The sequence below is a fragment of the Enterobacter sp. CGMCC 5087 genome (assembly GCF_003144775.1).
GTDB classification, from domain to species: domain Bacteria; phylum Pseudomonadota; class Gammaproteobacteria; order Enterobacterales; family Enterobacteriaceae; genus Enterobacter; species Enterobacter cloacae_M.
On sequence record NZ_QFXN01000221.1, the window covers coordinates 18,498 to 41,240 of the forward strand.

Sequence of the window (22,743 nt, forward strand, 5' to 3'; positions counted from 1 at the left end):
AGGCTATGTTTCGCCAATTACACCGCGCAAATCATTGCCTATACTGGCTGCCATACGGTTTAAGCACGACAAAGAGAGACAAGATGACGCCAACCATAGACCTGCTCACATCCCACCGTTCCATCCGCCACTTCACCGACGAGCCGATTACCGAGGCGCAGCGCGAAGCGATTATTAACAGCGCCAGGGCGACCTCCAGCTCCAGCTTCCTGCAGTGCAGCTCGATTATCCGCATCACCGACCCGGCCATGCGTGAACAGCTGGTGACGCTGACCGGCGGGCAGAAGCATGTGGCCCAGGCCGCGGAGTTCTGGGTGTTCTGCGCCGACTTTAACCGCCACCTGCAGATCTGCCCTGAGGCCGAACTGGGGCTGGCCGAACAGCTGCTGTTGGGCGTGGTGGATACCGCGCTGATGGCGCAAAACGCCTTTACTGCGGCGGAGTCGCTGGGATTAGGCGGCGTCTACATCGGAGGCCTGCGTAACAACATTCAAAGCGTGACCGACCTGCTGAAGCTGCCAAAACACGTCCTGCCGCTGTTCGGCCTGTGCCTCGGCTGGCCTGCGGATAACCCGGATCTAAAGCCGCGCATTCCTGCCGCCATGCTGGTGCACGAAAACCACTACCAGCCGGTCGATCAGGACGTCCTGAATCAATATGACGAAGAGCTGGCGAACTACTACCTGACGCGCGGCAGCAATAACCGCCGCGATACCTGGACTGACCATATTCGTCGCACCATCATTAAAGAAAATCGCCCGTTTATTCTTGATTACCTCCACAAACAGGGATGGGCGACGCGATAGTCCATTCCTCCTGCGCCTGCCTGCGTATATGATACTCAGGCTTTTTCCATGTCTTCAGAGAGGTGCAGGGTGAAAATTGCCATATTGTCCCGGGATGGAACGCTCTATTCATGTAAACGCCTGCGTGAGGCGGCGGCGAAACGCGGGCATCAGGTTGAGATCCTCGACCCGATGTCCTGCTATATGAACATTGACCCGGCCGCCTCGTCGATTCACTACAAAGGCCGCAAGCTGCCGCACTTTGATGCCGTGATCCCGCGCATCGGCTCCCAGATCACCTATTACGGCACCGCCGCGCTGCGCCAGTTCGAGATGCTGGGCAGCTATCCGCTCAACGAATCCGTCGCCATATCCCGCGCCCGCGACAAGCTGCGCTCGCTGCAGCTGCTCGCCCGTCAGGGGATCGATCTCCCCGTTACGGGGATTGCCCATTCACCGGACGACACCAGCGATCTTATCGATATGGTGGGCGGCGCGCCTTTGGTGATTAAGCTGGTGGAAGGGACGCAAGGCATTGGCGTGGTGCTGGCGGAAACGCGTCAGGCGGCGGAGAGCGTCATTGACGCCTTTCGCGGCCTCAATGCCCACATTCTCGTGCAGGAGTACATCGAAGAGGCGAAAGGGCGCGATATTCGCTGCTTCGTGGTCGGCAATGAGGTGGTGGCGGCCATTGAGCGCCAGGCGAAAGAGGGCGATTTCCGCTCTAACCTTCACCGCGGCGGCGTGGCGCGGGTAGCCGATATTAGCGATCGCGAACGGGAAATTGCCGTGAAAGCGGCGCAAACCCTGGGGCTGGACGTGGCGGGCGTAGACCTTCTGCGGGCGACGCGCGGGCCGCTGGTCATGGAGGTGAACGCCTCGCCGGGGCTGGAAGGCGTGGAAAAAACCACAGGAGTCGATATTGCGGGTAAAATGATCTCATGGATCGAGCGTCATGCCACGCCGGGCTACTGTCTGAAAACGGGCGGTTAAATGGTATTGAACGCACTTTTTGCGTACCCTATGCACAGATTATATTGAAGAGGCTGCACAGCGATGGATTTACAGGTCGTACCTACACTGGATACGTTACGTCAATGGCTTGATGATGCCGGAATTACATTCTTCGAATGCGATTCCTGCCAGGCGCTGCATCTGCCTCATATGCAGAATTTCGACGGCATTTTCGATGCCAAAATCGATCTCATTAACGACGTAATCCTTTTCTCCGCGCTGGCCGAAGTGAAGCCGTCCGCGCTTCTGGCGCTGGCCTCCGACCTGTCAGCGATCAACGCCAGTTCTTTGACGGTGAAAGCATTTCTCGACATACAGGATGATAATCTGCCAAAACTGGTCGTTTGCCAGTCTTTATTCTCCGGTGCCGGGCTGTCGTTCAAGCAGTTCTCCTGGTTTATGCGCTTGAGCGAAGAGCAAATTTCCATGGTCATGATGGAAGCCAATGCGCACCATCTGCTGTATAGCGCGGAAGATGATGCAGAGAATAATGATGCATCTCCCAATTTTCTTCACTAAGCCTGTCTGACTTTTGCGCAGTCGCTGCCATAGCGGCTGCAGAAGGCCATTTTTTCTGCTGCTTTTAACCTTTCTTTAAAGAATTTTTCACCTCCCTGAAGGCCGTTTCGGCTTATCACGTAGACATAACCTGCATAAAAAATTGATAAAAGGCGTTTTTTCGTCTGGGCTATAGCCGGAGACACGGGCTACAGTTATTCTTGCGATGCTTAAAAAAGCGAGCGGAAGCTGCCGGGTAAAGAGGTTTCTTTTTATTTTAGGCAGAGCGACAAACTATGCATGATTATTGCATATCTTCAGATTGCACAGTTTTAGTTCGTTTGTTAACGAGCTTTCAGAAGGAATAAAGATATGATCGCCTTGAATAAAAAATGGTTATCGGGTCTGGTTGCGGGTGCTCTGATGGCCGTCTCTGCCGGCACGCTCGCTGCGGAACAAAAAACGCTGCACGTTTACAACTGGTCTGACTATATTGCGCCGGACACGGTGGCGAATTTTGAAAAAGAGACCGGCATTAAAGTGGTCTACGACGTTTTCGATTCCAACGAAGTGCTGGAAGGAAAACTGATGGCGGGCAGCACCGGGTTTGATCTCGTGGTGCCTTCTGCAAGCTTCCTTGAGCGCCAGCTGACGGCAGGCGTCTTCCAGCCTCTGGACAAGAGCAAATTACCGAACTGGAAAAACCTCGATCCGGAAGTGCTGAAGCTGGTGGCGAAGCATGACCCGGACAACAAATACGCGATGCCTTACCTGTGGGCGACCACCGGTATCGGCTACAACGTAGATAAAGTCAAAGCGGTGCTGGGCCCGGACGTCAAGCTGGACAGCTGGGACGTGGTGCTGAAGCCGGAAAACCTTGAGAAGCTGAAAAGCTGCGGCGTCTCCTTCCTCGATGCGCCGGAAGAGATTTTCGCGACCGTGCTGAACTACCTGGGCAAAGACCCGAACAGCAGTAAAGCCGATGATTACACCGGCCCGGCGACCGATCTGCTGCTGAAGCTGCGTCCAAACATTCGTTACTTCCACTCGTCTCAGTACATCAATGACCTGGCGAACGGCGACATCTGCGTCGCGATCGGCTGGGCAGGGGACGTGTGGCAGGCGGCTAACCGCGCGAAAGAGGCGAAAAACGGCGTGAATGTCTCTTACTTCATTCCGAAAGAGGGGGCGCTGGCCTTCTTCGACGTCTTCGCGATGCCGGCTGATGCGAAGAACAAGGACGAAGCCTATCAGTTCCTCAACTACCTGATGCGTCCTGAGGTGATCGCCCACATCAGCGACCACGTTTACTACGCGAATGGTAACAAGGCCTCCCTGCCGCTGGTAAGCGAAGAAATCCGTAACAACCCGGCTATCTATCCGCCAGCGGATGTGTTCGCCAAGCTCTTCACCCTGAAAGTTCAGGATCCAAAAATTGACCGCGTGCGTACCCGCGCGTGGACCAAGGTGAAAAGCGGTAAATAACGGCGTTGGGTATTGTTGCCCGGTGGCGCTGTCGCCTACCGGGCCTTCACAACCCGTAGGCCGGGCAAGCGTTAGCGCCGCCCGGCGATGCGCACCCTGACGGTGCGTTTGCACCAGTACTGATCTATGCCGGAGAACACCCCGTGAATGACGCGATCCCCCGCCCGCAGGCGAAAGTCCGTAAAGCGCTGACCCCGCTTCTTGAAATTCGTAACCTCACCAAATCTTTTGATGGCCAGCATGCCGTGGACGACGTCAGCCTGACTATCTATAAAGGCGAAATTTTTGCCCTTCTGGGGGCTTCTGGCTGCGGTAAATCGACCCTGCTGCGTATGCTGGCCGGTTTTGAACAGCCCACCGCCGGGCAAATCATGCTCGATGGTGTGGATCTCTCCAGCGTGCCGCCGTATCAGCGTCCGATTAACATGATGTTCCAGTCCTACGCGCTGTTCCCGCACATGACGGTGGAGCAGAACATCGCCTTTGGCCTGAAGCAGGACAAGCTGCCGAAGGCCGAAATTACCGCGCGTGTGGCCGAAATGCTGAGCCTGGTGCACATGCAGGAGTTCGCGAAGCGTAAGCCGCACCAGCTCTCCGGCGGCCAGCGCCAGCGCGTGGCCCTGGCCCGCAGTCTGGCAAAACGCCCGAAACTGCTGCTGCTCGACGAACCGATGGGCGCGCTGGATAAAAAACTGCGCGACCGTATGCAGCTCGAAGTGGTGGATATCCTCGAGCGCGTGGGGGTGACCTGCGTGATGGTGACCCACGACCAGGAAGAGGCGATGACCATGGCCGGGCGTATCGCGATCATGAATCGCGGGAAGTTCGTGCAGATCGGAGAGCCAGAAGAGATTTATGAGCACCCGACGACCCGCTACAGCGCGGAGTTTATCGGCTCGGTCAACGTTTTCGAAGGGCTGCTAAAAGATCGTCAGGAGGATGGCCTGGTCATCGAATCGCCGGGGCTGCAGCATCCGCTTAAGGTCGATCCTGACAACTCGGTGGTGGATAACGTGCCGGTCTACGTCGCGCTGCGTCCGGAGAAAATCATGCTCTGCGAGGATCCGCCTGCCGATGGCTATAACTTTGCCGTGGGCGAAGTGGTGCACATTGCCTATCTGGGCGACCTGTCTATCTACCACGTGCGTCTGAAAAGCGGGCAGATGCTCAGCGCGCAGCTTCAGAACGAACATCGCTACCGCAAGGGGCAGCCGACCTGGGGTGACGAAGTGCGCCTCTGCTGGGACGCTGACAGTTGCGTCGTGCTGACGGTATAAGGAGCGGCAAATGAGTGCACTTGAACCTCCAGCCCGCGCAGAAAAGCCGGGCGGCCTTGCCCAGTGGCTGACGCGCATGCAGATGAAACACGGCCGCAAGCTGGTGATCGCCTTGCCGTACGTGTGGCTGATCCTGCTGTTCCTGCTGCCGTTTCTGATTGTTTTCAAGATAAGCCTGGCGGAAATGGCGAGGGCGATACCGCCTTACACCAACCTGCTGGACTGGGCCGACGGGCAGCTTACGCTGACGCTTAACCTCGGCAACTTCCTGCAGCTCACCGACGACCCGCTCTATTTCGAAGCCTATCTGCAGTCGCTGCAGGTGGCGGCGATTTCGACGCTCTGCTGTCTGGTGATGGGCTACCCGCTGGCGTGGGCGGTGGCGCACAGCAAGCCGTCGACGCGTAACATCCTGCTGCTGCTGGTGATCCTGCCGTCGTGGACCTCGTTCCTGATCCGCGTTTATGCCTGGATGGGGATCCTGAAAAACAACGGCGTGCTGAATAACTTTCTCATGTGGCTTGGGGTTATCGATCAGCCGCTGACGATCCTGCACACCAACCTCGCGGTCTATATCGGCATTGTGTACGCCTATCTGCCGTTTATGGTGCTGCCGATCTACACGGCGCTGACGCGCATTGATTATTCGCTGGTGGAAGCGTCGCTCGATCTCGGCGCCCGCCCGTTAAAAACCTTCTTCAGCGTCATTGTCCCGCTGACCAAAGGCGGCATTATCGCCGGGTCAATGCTGGTCTTTATCCCGGCGGTCGGGGAGTTTGTGATCCCGGAACTGCTCGGCGGCCCTGACAGCATTATGATTGGCCGCGTACTGTGGCAGGAGTTCTTCAATAACCGCGACTGGCCGGTGGCCTCGGCGGTGGCGATTGTTATGCTCCTGCTGCTGATCGTGCCGATCATGTGGTTCCACAAGCATCAGCAGAAACAGATGGGAGATCACGGATGAACAACTTACCGGTAGTGCGCTCCCCGTGGCGAATTGCGATCCTGGTGATTGGCTTTACCTTCCTGTATGCGCCGATGCTGATGCTGGTGATCTACTCGTTCAACAGCTCTAAGCTGGTAACGGTCTGGGCGGGCTGGTCGACGCGCTGGTACAGCGAGCTGTTCCACGACGATGCTATGATGAGCGCGGTGGGGCTGAGCCTGACGATTGCCGCCCTGGCGGCGACAATGGCGTCGGTGCTGGGCACGATCGCCGCGCTGGTGATGGTGCGCTTCGGGCGTTTTCGCGGCTCAAACGGGTTCGCCTTTATGATCACCGCGCCGCTGGTTATGCCGGACGTGATCACCGGACTCGCGCTGCTGCTGCTGTTCGTGGCCCTTGCGCACGCCATCGGCTGGCCGGCGGATCGCGGAATGCTCACCATCTGGCTGGCGCACGTCACCTTCTGTACGGCCTACGTGGCGGTAGTGATCTCCTCGCGCCTGCGCGAGCTGGATCGCTCCATTGAAGAGGCGGCGATGGATCTTGGCGCGACGCCGCTGAAGGTCTTTTTCATCATCACCCTGCCGATGATTATGCCGGCGGTGATCTCCGGCTGGCTGCTGGCGTTTACGCTGTCGCTGGACGATCTGGTTATCGCCAGCTTTGTCTCCGGACCGGGCGCGACGACGCTGCCGATGCTGGTCTTCTCCAGCGTGCGCATGGGGGTCAACCCGGAGATTAACGCCCTGGCTTCCATCATCCTCGGCGTGGTCGGAATTGTCGGATTTATCGCATGGTATTTGATGGCGCGCGCGGAAAAACAGCGCGTGCGCGATATCCAGCGTGCAAGACGCGGCTGAAGGATTTAAAATTTCCAGTGATGTGCCGCGCATGACGCGGCACTGTTTTTCAGGGAAGTAAAACATTGGGATTATTAAAAAAATCACGTACTACGCACGCGCGACCTAACGTACCTGCTCTGGTTCAGGTGGCGGCGCTCGCCATTATTATGATCCGCTGCCTCGACGTGCTGATGATTCTGAACACCCTGGGCGTGCGCGGCATCGGTGAATTCATTCACCGCAGCGTGCAGACGTGGAATCTGACGCTGGTCTTTTTGAGCAGCCTGGTGCTGGTGTTTATCGAGATCTACTGCGCGTTTTCGCTGGTTAAAGGGCGCAACTGGGCGCGCTGGGTCTATATGCTGACGCAGATTACCGCGGCGAGCTATCTCTGGGCCGCTTCGCTGGGGTATGGCTACCCGGAGCTGTTCAGTATTGCCGGTGAGTCCAAACGCGAGATCCTGCGCGCGCTGTTTATGCAAAAACTGCCGGACATGCTGGTGCTCTTTCTTCTCTTCGTTCCGGCCTCCAGTCGGCGGTTCTTCCGCCTGCAATAATGTGTATAATCGCAGCCCTCGTGATTTTTAAGGTTTTCATATGCAGTGCGCACTCTATGCCGCCGGACGCTGCCGCTCCTGTCAGTGGATAGAACAACCGGTCTCTCAACAACTCACCGCCAAAATGGCCGACCTGCAACAGCTGCTGGCAGAACACGCGGTGGGCGAGTGGTGCGCACCCGTCAGCGGCCCTGAGCAGGGTTTTCGCAATAAAGCCAAAATGGTGGTCAGCGGCAGCGTGGAAAAACCGCTGCTGGGGATGCTGCACCGCGACGGCACGCCGGAAGACTTAACCGACTGCCCGCTCTATCCCGCTTCCTTTGCGCCGGTCTTTGCCGCACTCAAGCCGTTTATTGCCCGGGCAGGGTTAACGCCCTATAACGTGGCCCGCAAGCGCGGCGAGCTGAAATACCTTCTGCTGACGGAAAGCCAGGTCGACGGCGGCATGATGCTGCGCTTCGTGCTGCGTTCGGAAGCCAAGCTCGAGCAGCTGCGCGCGGCGCTGCCGTGGCTGCAGGAACAGCTGCCGCAGCTGAAGGTCATTACGGCGAATATTCAGCCGGTGCATATGGCAATCATGGAAGGGGAGGAAGAGATTTTCTTCACCGACCAGCACGCGCTGGCGGAGAGCTTCAACGGCGTGCCGCTGTGGATCCGCCCGCAAAGCTTCTTCCAGACTAACCCGACCGTGGCAAGCAGCCTGTACGCCACCGCCCGCGACTGGGTACGTGCGTTAAACGTCCATCATATGTGGGATCTCTTCTGCGGCGTGGGCGGCTTTGGCCTGCACTGCGCCACGCCAGAGATGCAGCTCACCGGCATTGAGATCTCTGCCGAAGCGATTGCCTGCGCGAAGCAGTCCGCCGCCGGGCTGGGGTTAACGAATCTGCACTTCCAGGCGCTCGACTCCACGCAGTTTGCGACCGGCCAGGGCAACGTGCCGGAGCTGGTTCTGGTTAATCCGCCGCGCCGCGGCATCGGCAAGGCGCTGTGCGACTATCTGAGCCAGATGGCGCCGGAATACATCATCTATTCCAGCTGTAACGCCCAGACCATGGCGAAAGACATCGCCAGCCTGCCGGGCTACCGCATTGAACGCGTTCAACTTTTCGATATGTTCCCGCATACCGCGCATTACGAAGTGCTGACGTTGCTCGTGAAATCTTAAACAAAATGTGAACTCTTCCCCCGCTCGAAATCAGGTAAGCTTACGTCATAAGACATGAATAAAGGCTTACCCATGAAGCAGATCCTGCTGGTGGAAGACGACCACGATATCGCGGCGCTTCTGCGACTCAATTTAGAAGACGAAGGCTACGCCATTACCCACGAGCCCGACGGGGGCAAGGCCTTACTGCGTCTTGAAAAACAGCCGTGGGATGCGGTGATCCTCGACCTGATGCTGCCCAGCGTTGACGGTCTGGAGATTTGCCGCCGCATCCGTCAGATGACGCGCTACCTGCCGGTGATCATCATCAGCGCCCGCAGCAGCGAGACCGACCGCATTACCGGGCTGGAAACCGGCGCCGATGATTATCTGGCTAAGCCGTTTTCGGTGCAGGAACTCATTGCGCGCATCAAAGCGCTGTTCCGCCGCCAGCAGGCGATGGGGCAGGCGCAAACTGACGGACACATTCAGGCGCACGGACTGACCATCGATCCGCTGGCGCGCAGCGTGCTGCTACACGGCCAGGTGGTGGACCTCACCCCGCGCGAGTTCGAGCTGCTCTACTTCTTTGCCCGTCATCCCGGCGAGGTGTTCTCCCGTCTGGCGCTGCTGGAGCAGGTCTGGGGCTACCAGCACGAAGGCTACGAGCACACCGTCAACACCCATATCAACCGCCTGCGCATCAAGATAGAGAAGGACGCCGCCGAGCCGGAGATCATTCGCACCGTCTGGGGCAAGGGCTACAAATTTGCGGAGCCGCAGAATGATGCGTCGCTTTAGCCTGAGCCAGCGCCTGACGCTGCTCTTCATCATGCTGATGATGCTCTGCGCCGCCGTCGCCTGCGCGGTACAGCTCTACAGCAGCATGCAGTACGGTAACGCAATGGTGCAGCGTTTGTCGGGTGGGCTGGCGCAGCAGATCGTCCAGCGCGAACCGATTCTGGACGCGCAGGGCCGGGTCGACCGCAGCGCGCTGAAACCGCTGTTTGGCCGGCTGATGACCTTTAATCCGAGCGTTGAGCTGTACGTTGTCTCCCCGGACGGCGATATCATGGCCGATGCCGCACCGCCGGGCCACATTCAGCGGCAAAAAATCGATCTGGCCCCGGTTCAGACCTTCCTGAGCGGTACCGCCATACCGGTCCTGGGCGACGATCCTCGTAGTCAAAATAAAAAGGTCTTTAGCGCCACGCCGCTGCGGCAGGACGGCGAGCTTAAGGGCTACCTGTACATTATTTTGCAGGGAGAGGAGTCAAACGCCCTGGCGGAAATGGCCTGGCATAAGGCGCTGTGGAGCACGGTGCTGTGGTCATTGCTGTGGGTCGCGCTGTTTGGCCTGCTGGCAGGTTTACTGGTCTGGTACTGGGTCACGCGCCCGGTAAAACAGCTGACGGTGGAGCTCGCCGGGCTGGAGCAGGACAGCATCAGCGCTATCAGACAGCTGGCGGCGCAGCCGTCGGACGCGGCGGCGAAGGATGAAGTGGCGATCCTGCGCAACAGCTTTATCGAGCTGGCGCGCAAAATCACACGCCAGTGGGACCAGCTGGCCGACAGCGATCGCCAGCGCCGGGAGTTTATCGCTAATATTTCGCACGATCTCCGTACGCCGCTGACCTCGCTGCTGGGCTATCTGGAAACCCTGTCGCTCAAATCCGCCACCCTGACGCCGCAGGAGCACCAGCAGTATCTCGCCACCGCGCTGCGTCAGGGACAAAAAGTCCGTCATCTTTCGCAGCAGCTGTTCGAGCTGGCGCGCCTTGAGCACGGCGGCATTAAGCCGCAGCGCGAGCGTTTCGCGATGGGGGAGTTAATTTCCGACGTGGCGCAGAAGTTTGAGCTCACCGCCCGCACGCGAGAAGTGAATCTGCACATTGACGTGCCGGGACCGCTGCCGCTGATTAACGCCGACGTGTCGATGATCGAACGCGTGGTGACCAACCTGCTCGATAACGCGATGCGCCATACGCCATCTGGTGGGGAAATTCGTCTGGCGGTCTGGCAGGAGAATGAACGGCTTCAGGTCGAAGTGGCTGACAGCGGAACGGGCGTGGATGCCGCGCTGCGCGACGATCTGTTCCAGCGGCCATCGGCGTTGAATACCCAGGCATCGCGGGAGAATCGCGGCGGGCTGGGGCTGTTAATCGTGAAACGTATGCTGGAGCTGCACGGCGGCGGGATCAGGCTGATGGAGTCGGTGAGCGGGGCGCGGTTCAGGTTCTTTGTGCCGCTGTGAGAGAGTGCCGGGTGGCGGCTTCGCCTTACCCGGCCTACAGACTACCACCCCCGTAGGCCGAGCCACCCGGCAAAAAAATCTTACTGCGGGAACCACTGATCGCTGATTTTCTGATAGGTGCCGTCCGCTTTAATCGCTTTCAGCGCGCCGTTCAGTTTTTCCAGCAGGGCCTTGTTATCCGGACGTACCGCGATGCCCAGACCCGTACCGAAGTACTGCGGATCGGTCACTTTCTCGGTTGCGGTGCCCAGCTGCGGATTGGTTTTGAGCCACTCGTTCACCACGGCGGTATCGCCGAACACGCCGTCGATACGGCCATTTTTCAGGTCGATAATCGCGTTCTGGTAGCTGTCGTAGGCTACGGTTTTCACTTCAGGATGCTTGTCCTGCAGGTATTTCTGGTGCGTGGTGCCGTTTTCCATCCCGATGCGTTTGCCTTTCAGCTGATCGAAAGAGGTATACGCGCCTTTCTTCGCAATCACCACCGCCGAGTTGGCGTAGTACGGGTCGGTGAACGCCACCTGCTTGCTGCGCTCAGGCGTGATGTCCATCCCGGAGATCACCGCGTCGTATTTTTTGAACTTCAGCGACGGGATCAGGCTGTCAAAAGCATGGTTAGTAAAGGTGCAGTCGGCCTGCATCTGTTTGCACAGCGCTTTCGCCAGATCGATATCGAAACCGACGATCTGGTTGCTGGCATCCAGCGACTCAAACGGCGGATAGGTGGCGGACACGCCAAAATTGATTTTATCAGCTGCGGATGCGCCAGCGGCGAAGGTGGCGAGTAATGCGGCCAGAACTAACTTTTTCATTGTAATGCTCCCGTCTGTCTTATTTATGCGCCGTGTCTGCGGCATGGATGTACAATGCCATTTAATGAATTTGTATGCAATAAAAATGATTAATTATTATTTTTATGGCAAAAAAAAGCGGATAACCAGAAAGTTACCCGCATTGATTAATCACATTTATGCACTTCTTGCCGGGTGGCGCTGCGCTTAGCCCGCCTACGATCTGCGCTCAAACGCCAGCGCTTTACGCTCGATCAGGCGCATCATCAGCGTCAACAGGCCGTTAACCACCAGGTAAACCACGCCTGCGGCACCGAACACCATCACGTCATAGGTGCGTCCATACAGCAGCTGTCCGTGACCCATCACCTCCATCAGGGTGATGGTGTAGGCCAGGGAGGTACTCTTGAACACCAACACCACTTCGTTGGAGTAGGAGGAGAGCGCGCGCTTAAAGGCGTACGGCAGCAGGATCGCCAGCGTGTCTTTCTTGCTCATGCCCAGCGCTCCGCAGGACTGCCATTGTCCTTCCGGAATGGCGCGGATCGCGCCGTAGAACAGCTGGGTGGTATAGGCCGCACTGTTAAGCGAAAGGGCAATCAGGGCACACAGCCACGGTTCAGAGAGCAGATGCCAGATAACCGGATATTCCTGCAGCGACGGGAACTGGCCCGGGCCGTAGTAAATCAGGAAGATCTGCACCAGCAGCGGCGTACCGGTAAACAGGGTGATGTAGCCGCGCACAATCCACACCAGCACCGGCGTTTTCAGCGTCAGGATGATGGTGAAGATAAGGGCCAGGATCAGCGCCACGATAATGGACGCCACGGTCAGCGTCAGGCTGGTGTGCAACCCTTTCATCAGCTCGGGGAAATATTCAAGCATCAGCCTGGTCTCCGTTCAAAGCGCGTCGCACGCAGGTCAATACGCTTGAGGATGTACTGACTGAGCAACGTGATCACCAGGTAGATAGCCGCCGCCACAATGTACCAGGTAAAAGGCTCCTGGGTGCGGGTGGCGATGCTTTTGGTTTGCAGCATCAAATCGTTAACGCTTATCAGGCTCACCAGCGCGGTATCTTTCAGCAGCACCAGCCACTGGTTGCCGAGGCCCGGCAGGGCATGACGCCACATCTGCGGCATCACCAGACGGAAAAAGATGGCGGATTTCGACAACCCTAACGCCTGACCCGACTCCCATTGTCCCTGCGGCACGGCCTTCAGCGCACCGCGCAGGGTTTGCGACGCGTACGCGGAGTAGAGCAGGGAGAGGGCAATCACGCCGCACAGGAACGGGCTGACGTCGAAGTTTTCAATCTGCATCTGCACCGGGATCTGCGCAAAGCCAAGATTGATCGTGAAGCCGTCCGACAGCGTGAGCAGCAGCTGTGAGGAGCCGAAATAGATAAACAGGACCACCAGAATTTCCGGTAGCCCACGCAGCACGGTGACCAGCGCGGAGCCTGTCCAGGCGACGGGGAACCATTTCGCGGATTCCCACACCGCAAAGAACATCGCCAGCACGAGGCCGATAATCAGTGCGCAAACGGCAAGGCCGACGGTCATCCCGGCGGCGCTTGCTAAAGGAAAAATTTCATTCATCAGGAATTACTTCTGGAACCATTTTTTGTAGATGGTTTCGTAGGTGCCGTCTTTCTTCACTTTTTCCAGCGCAGCGTTGAATTTCTGCTGCAGCTCAGTGTTGCCCTGACGAACGGCAATCCCCAGACCGGTACCGAAGTAATCCTTATCGGTCACTTTGTCGCCCACTGGCGCCAGCTTATCGTTGGCTTTCAGCCACTCGGTCACGACTGCGGTATCACCAAATACGCCGTCGATACGGCCATTTTGCAGATCCAGCTTCGCGTTCTGGTAGCTGTCATACGGAACGGTGGTGATTTCCGGATGTTTATCCATGATGAATTTCTGGTGCGTGGTGCCGTTCTGCACGCCAACTTTTTTGCCTTTCAGCTGATCGACAGAGGTGAATTTACCTTTCTGACCAATGAACAGGGCGGAGTTGTCGTAGTAAGGGGTGGTGAACAGCACCTGCTTTTCACGCTCCGGAGTGATGTCCATACCGGCCATCACGGCGTCGATACGGCGGAACTTCAGGCTCGGGATCAGGCTGTCGAACGCCTGGTTGCTGAAGGTACAGGTCGCGTCGATCTCTTTACACAGGGCGTTAGCCAGGTCCACGTCGAAGCCAACAATTTTGTTGTTCGCATCAATCGACTCAAACGGAGGGTAAGAGGCTTCCGTGGCGAAACGAATGGTCTGGGCTGCGGTAGCAGAAAGGGTAACGCCAGCAAGCAGCACGGCAAGTAATACTTTTTTCATTATATTTCCCCTGACACAATCAATGAGATAAATAGTTTTTGAAGGCATCGGTTTGCGGGTTCGCGAAGCAGCTCGCATCACCTTGCTCAACGATATACCCGTTTTCCATGTAGACCACACGGCTGGCGGTTTTACGCGCCACTTCCACTTCGTGGGTGACGATAACCTGCGTAATATTGGTTTCCGCCAGCTCGCGAATGATGCTGACGATCTGGGCGGTGATTTCCGGGTCCAGCGCCGCGGTTGGCTCATCAAACAGCAGTACCGCAGGTTCCATCATCAGCGCGCGGGCAATGGCTACGCGCTGCTGCTGACCACCGGAAAGGTGCAGCGGAAAGCGGTCGCTGTAAGGCTTAAGGCGCAGACGATCCAGCAGCTTTTCAGCGCGCGCGATCGCCTGATCCTTGCTTAACCCCAGCACGCGGCACGGCGCTTCAATCAGGTTTTGCAGGACGGTCAGATGCGGCCAGAGATTGTATTGCTGGAAGACCATGCCAACGTTTTGACGCAGTTCGCGAATCGCTTTATCAGACGGCGTTTTCGCGAAATCAAAATGGTTACCGGCAATTGCCAGCGTACCTGAACGGGGCATTTCAAGCAGATTAAGGACGCGCAGAAGGGAGCTTTTGCCTGCACCGCTTGGGCCAAGCAAAACCAGCGTTTCGCCTTCCGGGCAGTTCAGCGTGATGTCAAACAGCGCCTGGTGTGCGCCGTAAAAGCAGTTAATGCCGTTTAGTTTAATACTCATCGGGGCAGTCTTTACTCATCCAGGCAATCTATAGCAATTGAGGCCGCAGATAGTACCGTTGACAGAATAGTTATGCAATATTTATGCGTTAAAAGTTAAATATAACCCGCGTTTCCTCTTAAACATAGCACAAAATAGCGAACGGTAAGGTCGGCGAGTATAAATGTCGGCATTCCGCATGAAATGCCGCACATTTTACGGGGGTTACCGGGTTGAATCGGTGGGTTTAGCGATTCTCAATCGACTGGCGAAGCGTGCCTGCCGGGGCATGAACGCTGCCGCCAACGTAGCGCACGTCATCAACCGCCCAGCACTGTCCTTCACGGATCATCAGTACTTCATCCTGCCAGGTTTGGGTTCCCTGCGTCAGCTTCACGCGCAACGGAATATTGCGGGCATCGGTATTCGGGATGGTTGACGCGCTGGCCACTTCGGCGCTGTCCGGCAGCGTGGTGCGGCTGGAGAACGGATCGGATTTCAGCAATGTGTTGTGCTGAGGATCGCGGGTGGCGTCGTTAAGCAGTTTTGCCAGACCGTCGCTCAGATACGGGCGCAGGCCGGTGAGATCGTTGCTGCGGTGCTGAATGCGATAATCATAGAACTGCTGCGCTACGGCGTCCGGGCCGCCCTCAATGCAGGGGCCGCTGCGGGTACCGATATCCTTAAAGGCTGGCGTGACCGTGGTGGTACAGGCGCTGAGCACCAGCGCGCAGGGCACCAAAAGTGTTAAAGCAGAATAGCGCATGTTGATTTCCTTATTTATTAACTATCCTTTCAATCATAGCGTAACGAACCGATAATGCTGTGCCTAAGGCATTGAACGCTAAAGAAGGAGAGAAACCATGCAGTTTTCAACAACGCCAACCCTGGAAGGACAGACAATAACCGAGTATTGCGGTGTGGTTACCGGCGAAGCGATTCTCGGCGCCAATATCTTCCGCGACTTTTTTGCCGGTATCCGCGATATCGTTGGCGGCCGCTCGGGCGCATACGAAAAAGAGCTGCGCAAAGCGCGCGAAATCGCCTTTAAAGAGCTTGGCGAGCAGGCGGAAGCCCTCGGCGCTGATGCGGTCGTGGGGATTGATATCGACTACGAAACGGTCGGAAAAGATGCCAGCATGCTGATGGTGAGCGTAAGCGGTACGGCGGTGAAAACCCTCCGATGAGGCGTTCGCTTGCCACGCTCCTGCTGGCGCTGCTGCTGGCAGGATGCGTCACGGAAAAAGGGATTATCGACAAAGGCGCCTACGAGCTGGACACGCGCCATCAGGCGCAGGCGGCTTACCCGCGCATCAAGGTGCTGGTGATCCACTACACCGCGGATGACTTTGACAGCTCGCTGGCCACGCTGACTGATAAGAACGTCAGCTCTCACTATTTGATCCCGGCTAAACCCCCGGCACCGGACGGTAAGCCGCGTATCTGGCAGCTGGTACCCGAAAGCGAACTGGCCTGGCATGCGGGCATCAGCTTCTGGCGCGGCACCAACCGCATTAACGATACGTCGGTCGGCATTGAGCTTGAGAACCGCGGCTGGCAAAAAACGTCGGGCGTTAAGCATTTTACGCCGTTTGAGCCTGAGCAAATTGCGGCGCTGGTTCCGCTCGCCAAAGACATTATTACCCGCTACAACATCAGGCCTGAAAATGTGGTAGCCCATTCTGACATCGCCCCGCAGCGCAAAGACGATCCCGGCCCGCTGTTCCCGTGGCAGGCGCTCGCCATGCAGGGCATCGGCGCGTGGCCCGACCCGGCGCGGGTGGCGTTTTACCTGAACGGCAAGCCGCGCGATGAGCTCGTGGAGCCAAAGGTGCTGCTCGATCTGCTGGCGCGCTACGGCTATGAGATGACCGATAACATGACGAACGCACAGCAGAAGCGCGTTATCGTCGCGTTTCAGATGCATTTTCGCCCGGCGCGCTGGGACGGCGTGGCCGATCGCGAAACGCTGGCTATCGCGGAGGCGCTGTTAGAGCGCTACGGGCAGGGGTAATCCTCCGGGTTACCCGACGCCACTTTACACGGTCTTCTTTTGGACATTTTTTTAATCACATTCACGACGTGAATATTTTATAGTTTCCTCAGTCGAAATTACTCGCAAACGTGTTTGACAATATATCAGCACGACAAATAAGAAATACGGATACGCTTACGTCTTAGCGTTACTTTACATTTGTTAAATGGACTACGCATTTATGCGCTGTGATTGCACACGTTCACCTTTTCCAACTTAATATTAATAGGTTTAACTATGTTAAGTATCTACAGTAAAAATAGCCGTCCCAAAGATGAACTCGACGCCATTATCGCGGTAACTGAAGGTTTTGAAGAAAGGACCTTACGAAAATGGCAGCGTATTAGTACAGAGAATAACGAAAATATTCATTTTATCATTAGCGGTGAGGTTGAATTCCGCCGCGAGTCCGATGAACTATGTATGTTCACCTTACAGAATAAATGTATTTTCGGGCTCTCCTCTATTTATTACAACTCAACGCATATGTACGGCCTGGTTCGTTCCAATACCGTGGTGCGGACCATTAAAAAAGATGATTTTGTCCGCCTGATGAACGAAAAAAACCTGTGGGAAGCCTTGAGTAAAGTCCTCTCCTGGTATATTTGCCTGCTCAGCAAACGTGACGAAGTGCTGGTGGCCCGCAGCGCGTACTCGATTGTTCGCGAGTTCTTGCTGGAAATCAACGAACTGATGGTGCACCATCAGCGCGATATCAATGTTTACGACTATATTCAGGAATATACCAGCCTGGCCCGGAGTACCATTATTAAAATCCTCGCTGACCTGAAGAAAGGTAATTATATTCAGGTTGAGAAAGGTCGTCTTATGTATTTGTCAGCATTGCCAGAGAAATATTAATCGCTTTTATCTCCTTTTTAACTGAAAGGAGGGCTATGTTTCAGTAAATTATTTGCCTGCGTTCCTGACGTGGTTTCATCCACGGGAGGCGTGGGCATTTTCCCCTGCGAATAATCTTTTTCCTGCTCTTTTAACGCCTTCAGCAATAATGCCTTTATTGCTCCGTCATCTACTGCCTGACCGGTATTGTCCTGTTCGGGGGAAGCTGCGTTGTTCACTTCTGTTCCTGGTAATGTATCCCGGGAAATATCATGCGGCATTTCACCGTCGGGCGCCTGCTGCCAGTCTGCATCGCCGCTATCAATGGGCATCTCATGCAGCGGCGGCATCTCTTTGGTCACCGGTTCTTGCTTTGGTTCAGGCTGCGGGAACGGTTTACTGACATAGACATAATGCATATCCGATAGCGTCGTTTCTGGCTTAACGGCGCTTGCTTTTACTGGCTCAGGTACGGGATGCCGCAGATCCCAGTAGAGATGAGCATAGAGTCCCGCAGCGATCGTCACCACTATTCCCACCACCCAGATCAGGGTGGCACAGACCACTTTTTTCAGCGAGGGGCGTCGGTATGAAAACCAGACCGGCGCGTTCAGAGTATAGCTGCGCTGGGCAGCCAGAGTGATCGTCGACATTATGAATGCTTCTCCTGCGCGGTGGGGGTCGCAGATATATTTGTGGACTGAATAAGTACGCTTGGCGTAGTCCTGGTTTCACGCATTAACTGCATCAATGTATCTTCACCCGCAATCCCGTCCACATGCAGATGCATTTTCTGCTGAAACTCACGGGTACGCTGCATCAGTTCGGCCGTCCACACCTTGGCGTGGGTTTCGGGCTGATTCAGCGCCAGGCTAAGCTGCTGATCTATCCAGCCCAGATCGTTGGCGCTGCTTTCGGCGCTCACGGCATCTTTCCCCTGCGGCGTCAGGCGGTGCAGCTGGGTGTAATTGCCCGTTGCATGCTGGTTATACCAGCTGCGACTTACCTGCCAGGTGCGATTATTCATCAGCAGATCCAGCGAGTTATCATCCACTCTGGCCACCACGGCATAGTTCAGGTGATCGCCGGTTTTGAGCTCGCCGATCCACGGATAACCCTCTTTTGCCAGCTCTTCGACCGGAGCGCTGCCCTCCTTACACATCAGGTTGACCCGCCCGGCGTTCTGGCAGAGCGCCTCATCCGCCGTGGCGTCATAGCCCCACATGGTATAGAGCTGATGCATCGCATCGGGCTTATTCACCACTTCATTATCAATAACCGGCACCACCGGGGCGTCGGTGTTTGGCGTCTGCGGTTTCCAGCTGGCCATCACGGGCAGCTGTACAGGCAGTCTGGCGGTAATGGTGGGCATCAATGTCCAGCCGCAGGCGGCAAACAGTACAGAGGCAAAAAGGCCCATAACGGCAAGACGTTTGCCCTTCGGTTTCGCCGGCAGAACTTCTCCTGCGGCCAGGCGCAGATGGCGCGGCGATACCTGCGCTGAACGCTCGGTCCAGGCGGCCAGCATCGCAAGATGCGCCAGCTCATTGAGCTTGCCTGTCTGTCCATTGGTCAGAGCGTGCATCTTGCGCACGCGGGCCGGGGTAAACGGCGCGGCGTCGCTGCCATGCGCCTCACACTGGGCCTGAACATAGCTCAGAGACTCGCGGCAGGTGAGGTGCCGGAGCGTGTGATGCGTATGAAGAGATTCACGCAACGCGGACTGCTGAAGGGCGGCCTCCTGGTCGGCCGATCCCATCAGCACAACCGACAGAGGCACACCCAGCTCCTGCGCGCGGGTTAACAACATGGACAGTGCGTCATGGCAATTCGCTTTCATCGACTGAATATGCGAAATGACCAGCACTTTACGCGTGGTTTTGCGGGACAACATCTCGTCCTTCCACTGACGCAGCACAGCATCAATAGCCTGGATCCGGGTTTTGCTCTCTTTAGTGGTGGTGTTGAGTTTATAGAGCAGGCCGCTGGCGCTGAGTTTCGGGAAGGCATTAATCGCAAGCAGCGTGCCGTCATGCGCTTTTAGCGCATCGCAAAACTGCGCGGCGAGATAGCTATCGTTGCTAAAGAGCGCAGTAACGCCTGTTGTCTGGCACTTCTCTTTCAGCAAACCGAACACATCCTGATGATACGGAACAAAAAAATCACCTGGCATCCGGGTGATAGTCCGGAAAGGCTGGGTAGTGAAATTAAAATGGCGCATATACATAGCGTATTACCGTCTCTTTCATTCATAACAAGGAGACGAAAAAGTAAAGGATAGAGACAGAAGGGGCAATTTGAATGCTGGATAAAAATATTCGCTCTGCGCTTCTATCATAGGTGTATCTCACGATCAATATTTTTCTAAATTATTGTTAGCGCATGTGTGAATGGGCGGGGACGAGGAAACACACTAGTATTTTGTCACTCACTTATACAGCCCTGTGCTGTGAATTACTGACTGGCAGAAAGGCTCGTTAAAAAATGCGGATGTCATTTGTTACTCAATTGATTATGCCCTGCGTCATGTTTGTGCTGCTTATTTTCTGCGGCCAGCAAGGGTATATGGTTTATAAAGATTATAAGAAAGTGACGAACAGGTTATCTGATTCAAAACAGAAGATGCAAAAAAAAAGTCACGATGAAACCCCGTTTGTACTTTTTACGCCGGCGGTGATGCCAGCGAAACAGCCAGCGGCGGTGAAAAAACAGCTCAGTGCGGAAATCGAAGGTATTCTCAGCAGCGATGAAGCCTGGCTGTCCTTTGCGGTGATAAAAACCCCCGCGGGACAAAAGAGCTATCGCGAGGGCGAAATGCTCGCTGGTTTTGACAATGCCTATATTGCCGAAATTCATCCCGATAATGTGGTGGTGAATTATGAAGGCGCACCGCAGGTTATCTCACTTAAAAAACCAGACTATTTCAAAGGCGGCGTTGACAGTGCCCCGGTAACAAAATCGAAGAAAGATGCAGGGTTGGATAATCTGCATCTGGATGATTATCTGGTGTTAAAGCCGTTAATCGAAAAAGGCCAGCTGGAAGGCTACAACATTAATCCACGCAATGCGTCGCCTTTCTACAGCCATGCTGGCCTTGAAAAAGGTGATGTGGTGGTGAAAGTTGACGATGTGGATATGACTAAAGAGGCGCAGGCAAAAGAGATCGTTGCCCGCTGGTCAAAAATGAAAGCAGCGGATGTCATTATTCGACGTCACGCTCACCTTGAAAATATTCGGGTCAATGTTCTAAACAATTAATAAGTGTACAGACATGAAGAAATTTCCATGGGCGTGCGTAGCGCTGACCGCATTGTCGTTATATTCCGGTTCGCTGTTCGCGGCGAACTTTAGCGCCAGTTTTAAAAATACCGATGTTCGCGAATTTATCGATACCGTCGGGCGTAACCTCAATAAAACTATTCTGGTCGATCCTTCCGTTCAGGGAACGGTGTCGGTCCGCACCTACAACGTACTGACGGAAGATGAATATTACCAGTTCTTCCTCAGCGTGCTGGATCTCTATGGTCTGTCAGTGATCCCGATGGATAACGGGATGGTGAAAGTCGTGCGCTCTTCGGTGGCCCGCATGTCGGGCGCACCGATTGCCGACAGCCAAAACCCCGGCAAAGGCGACGAAATCATCACCCGCGTGGTGCGGATGGAGAACGTCCCGGTACGTGAGCTGGCCCCCCTGTTGCGTCAGCTGAACGACGCCTCCGGCATCGGTAACGTGGTCCATTTTGAGCCGTCAAACGTGCTGCTGTTAACCGGCAAAGCCTCGGTGGTTAACCGTCTGGTGGATCTGGTGCAGCGTGTGGATCAAAGCGGCGTCCAGCGCCGTGAAATCGTGCCACTGCGTTTTGCCTCGGCCAAAGATCTTTCTGACATGTTGAACAATCTCAACAACGAAGAGCAGAAAGGGCAAAATGCCCCTCAGCTGGCGACCAAAGTGGTCGCCGACGATGAAACCAACAGCCTGGTGATCAGCGGCAGCCCGGACGCGCGTCAGCGCACCCGGATGCTGATTTCCCAGCTCGATCGCGAGCAGAACAACGAGGGCAACACCCGCGTCTTCTACCTGAAATACGCCAACGCCACCAAAGTGGTGCCGGTGCTGACGGGGATCGGCGAGCAGCTGAAAGATAAAGCGGGCGGTGGCAAGAGCAAAGCCGCGCCGATGGCAGGTGACCTGAATATTACCGCCGACGAGTCTACCAATTCACTGGTGATCACCGCCCAGCCAAATGTCATGAACTCGCTTGAAAAAGTGATCGACAAGCTGGATATCCGCCGTCCGCAGGTGCTGGTGGAGGCGATTATCGCCGAGGTACAGGACGGTAACGGTCTGGATCTGGGCGTGCAGTGGACCAGTAAACACGGTGGGGTTCAGTTTGGTTCGACCGGCCTGCCGATCAGCCAGATCAAGAAGTCCAAAGTCATTGGCAGCTATACGGGCCTGGCGACCGGCTTCTTTAACGGCGACTTCGGCGCGCTGATGACGGCGCTGTCCACTAACGGCAAAAACGACATTCTGTCGACGCCGAGCGTGGTCACGCTGGATAACAAAGAGGCGTCGTTCAACGTCGGTCAGGACGTGCCGGTGCTTTCCGGTTCGCAGACCACCAGCGGTGATAACGTCTTTAACTCGGTGGAGCGTAAGACCGTTGGTACCAAGCTGAAAATCGTTCCGCAGATCAACGATGGCGACATGATCCATTTGAAGATCGAGCAGGAGGTCTCCAGCGTGGACAGCAACGCGACGGCTGACGCCAGCCTCGGCCCAACCTTCAACACCCGCACCATCAATAACGAAGTGATGGTCCACAGCGGGCAGACGGTGGTGCTGGGGGGGTTGATGGAAAACGTCACCAAACAGTCGGTTTCGAAAGTGCCGTTGCTGGGCGATATTCCAGTGGTGGGACAGCTGTTCCGCTACACCTCGCAGGACAGCGCCAAGCGTAACCTTATGGTGTTTATCCACACCACCGTACTGCGCGACGACGACAACTACAGCGCGGCTTCGAAAGAGAAATATGACCAGATCCAGGCGCGTCAGCAGCAGCGTATGGAGGAGCATAAGCTGGGTATTATCGAGAATGCGGACAACCCAATGCTGCCAGCCTATCCGTCCCAGAGCCACGCCGCACCGGTGAGCGCCAGTGCGCCGGTGTCGTCCCGCAACCCGTTTAAAGAATAAGGCGCAAGC

The 22,743-nt window shown here is 56.0% G+C and carries 24 protein-coding genes; 16 read left to right on the top strand and 8 right to left on the bottom strand.

The features are described from left to right. Positions 1 to 83 precede the first annotated feature (83 nt). From nfsA to DEO48_RS18810, 11 genes are all read left to right on the top strand, one after another. On the top strand, positions 84 to 806 hold the full coding sequence (nfsA, locus tag DEO48_RS18755; protein WP_109845977.1) for a nitroreductase NfsA: 723 nt from the start codon (positions 84 to 86) through the stop codon (positions 804 to 806). 69 nt (positions 807 to 875) lie between these two features. Then, on the top strand, positions 876 to 1,778 hold the full coding sequence (rimK, locus tag DEO48_RS18760; RefSeq protein ID WP_048990925.1) for a 30S ribosomal protein S6--L-glutamate ligase: 903 nt from the start codon (positions 876 to 878) through the stop codon (positions 1,776 to 1,778). Between the two features lie 63 nt (positions 1,779 to 1,841). Further along, positions 1,842 to 2,318 carry a YbjN domain-containing protein gene (locus DEO48_RS18765; protein ID WP_014169308.1) on the top strand — a complete coding sequence of 159 codons (477 nt, stop codon included), beginning with the start codon at positions 1,842 to 1,844 and terminating at the stop codon, positions 2,316 to 2,318. A gap of 351 nt (positions 2,319 to 2,669) precedes the next feature. Beyond that, positions 2,670 to 3,782 (top strand): spermidine/putrescine ABC transporter substrate-binding protein PotF, encoded by a 1,113-nt coding sequence (potF, locus tag DEO48_RS18775; protein ID WP_047742363.1) that lies wholly within the window; start codon positions 2,670 to 2,672, stop codon positions 3,780 to 3,782. A 143-nt stretch (positions 3,783 to 3,925) separates the two neighbouring features. After that, on the top strand, positions 3,926 to 5,059 hold the full coding sequence (gene potG, locus DEO48_RS18780; RefSeq protein WP_024907855.1) for a putrescine ABC transporter ATP-binding subunit PotG: 1,134 nt from the start codon (positions 3,926 to 3,928) through the stop codon (positions 5,057 to 5,059). A gap of 10 nt (positions 5,060 to 5,069) precedes the next feature. Further along, positions 5,070 to 6,023 carry a putrescine ABC transporter permease PotH gene (gene potH / locus DEO48_RS18785; protein ID WP_109845978.1) on the top strand — a complete coding sequence of 318 codons (954 nt, stop codon included), beginning with the start codon at positions 5,070 to 5,072 and terminating at the stop codon, positions 6,021 to 6,023. Then, the gene (gene potI / locus DEO48_RS18790) at positions 6,020 to 6,865 is read left to right on the top strand and encodes a putrescine ABC transporter permease PotI (RefSeq protein WP_023310934.1); all 846 of its coding nucleotides are present in this window, start codon (positions 6,020 to 6,022) and stop codon (positions 6,863 to 6,865) included. The genes potH and potI overlap by 4 nt, the downstream gene beginning before the upstream one ends. A gap of 65 nt (positions 6,866 to 6,930) precedes the next feature. Continuing rightward, the gene (locus DEO48_RS18795; protein WP_109845979.1) at positions 6,931 to 7,404 is read left to right on the top strand and encodes a YbjO family protein; all 474 of its coding nucleotides are present in this window, start codon (positions 6,931 to 6,933) and stop codon (positions 7,402 to 7,404) included. A 40-nt stretch (positions 7,405 to 7,444) separates the two neighbouring features. Next, complete coding sequence (gene rlmC / locus DEO48_RS18800) at positions 7,445 to 8,572, top strand: 23S rRNA (uracil(747)-C(5))-methyltransferase RlmC (protein WP_109845980.1); 1,128 nt, start codon at positions 7,445 to 7,447, stop codon at positions 8,570 to 8,572. A 72-nt stretch (positions 8,573 to 8,644) separates the two neighbouring features. Next, a complete protein-coding gene (locus DEO48_RS18805; protein ID WP_109845981.1) occupies positions 8,645 to 9,352 on the top strand; it encodes a response regulator transcription factor in 708 nt (235 codons plus the stop codon). Next, complete coding sequence (locus tag DEO48_RS18810; protein WP_109845982.1) at positions 9,336 to 10,805, top strand: ATP-binding protein; 1,470 nt, start codon at positions 9,336 to 9,338, stop codon at positions 10,803 to 10,805. Before DEO48_RS18805 ends, DEO48_RS18810 begins: the two co-directional genes overlap by 17 nt. 80 nt (positions 10,806 to 10,885) lie before the next feature. Here DEO48_RS18810 and artJ read toward each other — a convergent pair whose 3' ends face one another. The 6 genes from artJ to DEO48_RS18845 all read right to left on the bottom strand — a co-directional run bounded on the left by artJ (position 10,886) and on the right by DEO48_RS18845 (position 15,428). Then, a complete protein-coding gene (gene artJ / locus DEO48_RS18815; RefSeq protein WP_033145047.1) occupies positions 10,886 to 11,617 on the bottom strand; it encodes an arginine ABC transporter substrate-binding protein ArtJ in 732 nt (243 codons plus the stop codon). A gap of 195 nt (positions 11,618 to 11,812) precedes the next feature. Beyond that, positions 11,813 to 12,481: an arginine ABC transporter permease ArtM gene (gene artM, locus DEO48_RS18825; RefSeq protein ID WP_033145048.1), complete on the bottom strand. Its 669-nt coding sequence runs from the start codon at positions 12,479 to 12,481 to the stop codon at positions 11,813 to 11,815. Then, positions 12,481 to 13,197 carry an arginine ABC transporter permease ArtQ gene (gene artQ / locus DEO48_RS18830; protein ID WP_023310941.1) on the bottom strand — a complete coding sequence of 239 codons (717 nt, stop codon included), beginning with the start codon at positions 13,195 to 13,197 and terminating at the stop codon, positions 12,481 to 12,483. Before artQ ends, artM begins: the two co-directional genes overlap by 1 nt. A 6-nt stretch (positions 13,198 to 13,203) precedes the next feature. Then, positions 13,204 to 13,935, bottom strand: a complete 732-nt coding sequence (artI, locus tag DEO48_RS18835) for an arginine ABC transporter substrate-binding protein ArtI (protein WP_008500032.1) — start codon at positions 13,933 to 13,935, stop codon at positions 13,204 to 13,206. 19 nt (positions 13,936 to 13,954) lie between these two features. Next, positions 13,955 to 14,683 carry an arginine ABC transporter ATP-binding protein ArtP gene (gene artP, locus DEO48_RS18840; RefSeq protein WP_047061479.1) on the bottom strand — a complete coding sequence of 243 codons (729 nt, stop codon included), beginning with the start codon at positions 14,681 to 14,683 and terminating at the stop codon, positions 13,955 to 13,957. Positions 14,684 to 14,909: 226 nt separating this feature from the next. Beyond that, the gene (locus DEO48_RS18845) at positions 14,910 to 15,428 is read right to left on the bottom strand and encodes a lipoprotein (protein WP_045403666.1); all 519 of its coding nucleotides are present in this window, start codon (positions 15,426 to 15,428) and stop codon (positions 14,910 to 14,912) included. Positions 15,429 to 15,525: 97 nt separating this feature from the next. Here DEO48_RS18845 and DEO48_RS18850 point away from each other — a divergent pair, with 97 nt between their 5' ends. The 3 genes from DEO48_RS18850 to DEO48_RS18860 all read left to right on the top strand — a co-directional run bounded on the left by DEO48_RS18850 (position 15,526) and on the right by DEO48_RS18860 (position 17,558). Next, positions 15,526 to 15,849 (top strand): heavy metal-binding domain-containing protein, encoded by a 324-nt coding sequence (locus DEO48_RS18850; RefSeq protein WP_023310944.1) that lies wholly within the window; start codon positions 15,526 to 15,528, stop codon positions 15,847 to 15,849. Further along, on the top strand, positions 15,846 to 16,676 hold the full coding sequence (locus DEO48_RS18855; RefSeq protein ID WP_109845984.1) for an N-acetylmuramoyl-L-alanine amidase: 831 nt from the start codon (positions 15,846 to 15,848) through the stop codon (positions 16,674 to 16,676). Before DEO48_RS18850 ends, DEO48_RS18855 begins: the two co-directional genes overlap by 4 nt. Positions 16,677 to 16,934: 258 nt before the next feature. Further along, positions 16,935 to 17,558: a helix-turn-helix domain-containing protein gene (locus DEO48_RS18860; RefSeq protein WP_109845985.1), complete on the top strand. Its 624-nt coding sequence runs from the start codon at positions 16,935 to 16,937 to the stop codon at positions 17,556 to 17,558. Between the two features lie 17 nt (positions 17,559 to 17,575). On the opposite strand, the gene DEO48_RS18865 is transcribed toward DEO48_RS18860, so the two are convergent. Further along, entirely contained in the window at positions 17,576 to 18,190 is a 615-nt protein-coding gene (locus DEO48_RS18865; protein WP_109845986.1) for a hypothetical protein, read from the bottom strand. After that, on the bottom strand, positions 18,190 to 19,764 hold the full coding sequence (locus DEO48_RS18870) for an ExeA family protein (RefSeq protein ID WP_109845987.1): 1,575 nt from the start codon (positions 19,762 to 19,764) through the stop codon (positions 18,190 to 18,192). The genes DEO48_RS18865 and DEO48_RS18870 overlap by 1 nt, the downstream gene beginning before the upstream one ends. A 299-nt stretch (positions 19,765 to 20,063) precedes the next feature. Here DEO48_RS18870 and DEO48_RS18875 point away from each other — a divergent pair, with 299 nt between their 5' ends. Both DEO48_RS18875 and gspD read left to right on the top strand, forming a co-directional pair. After that, positions 20,064 to 20,795, top strand: a complete 732-nt coding sequence (locus DEO48_RS18875) for a type II secretion system protein N (protein WP_109845988.1) — start codon at positions 20,064 to 20,066, stop codon at positions 20,793 to 20,795. 13 nt (positions 20,796 to 20,808) lie between these two features. Beyond that, positions 20,809 to 22,734 carry a type II secretion system secretin GspD gene (gspD, locus tag DEO48_RS18880; protein WP_109845989.1) on the top strand — a complete coding sequence of 642 codons (1,926 nt, stop codon included), beginning with the start codon at positions 20,809 to 20,811 and terminating at the stop codon, positions 22,732 to 22,734. Positions 22,735 to 22,743 lie beyond the last annotated feature (9 nt).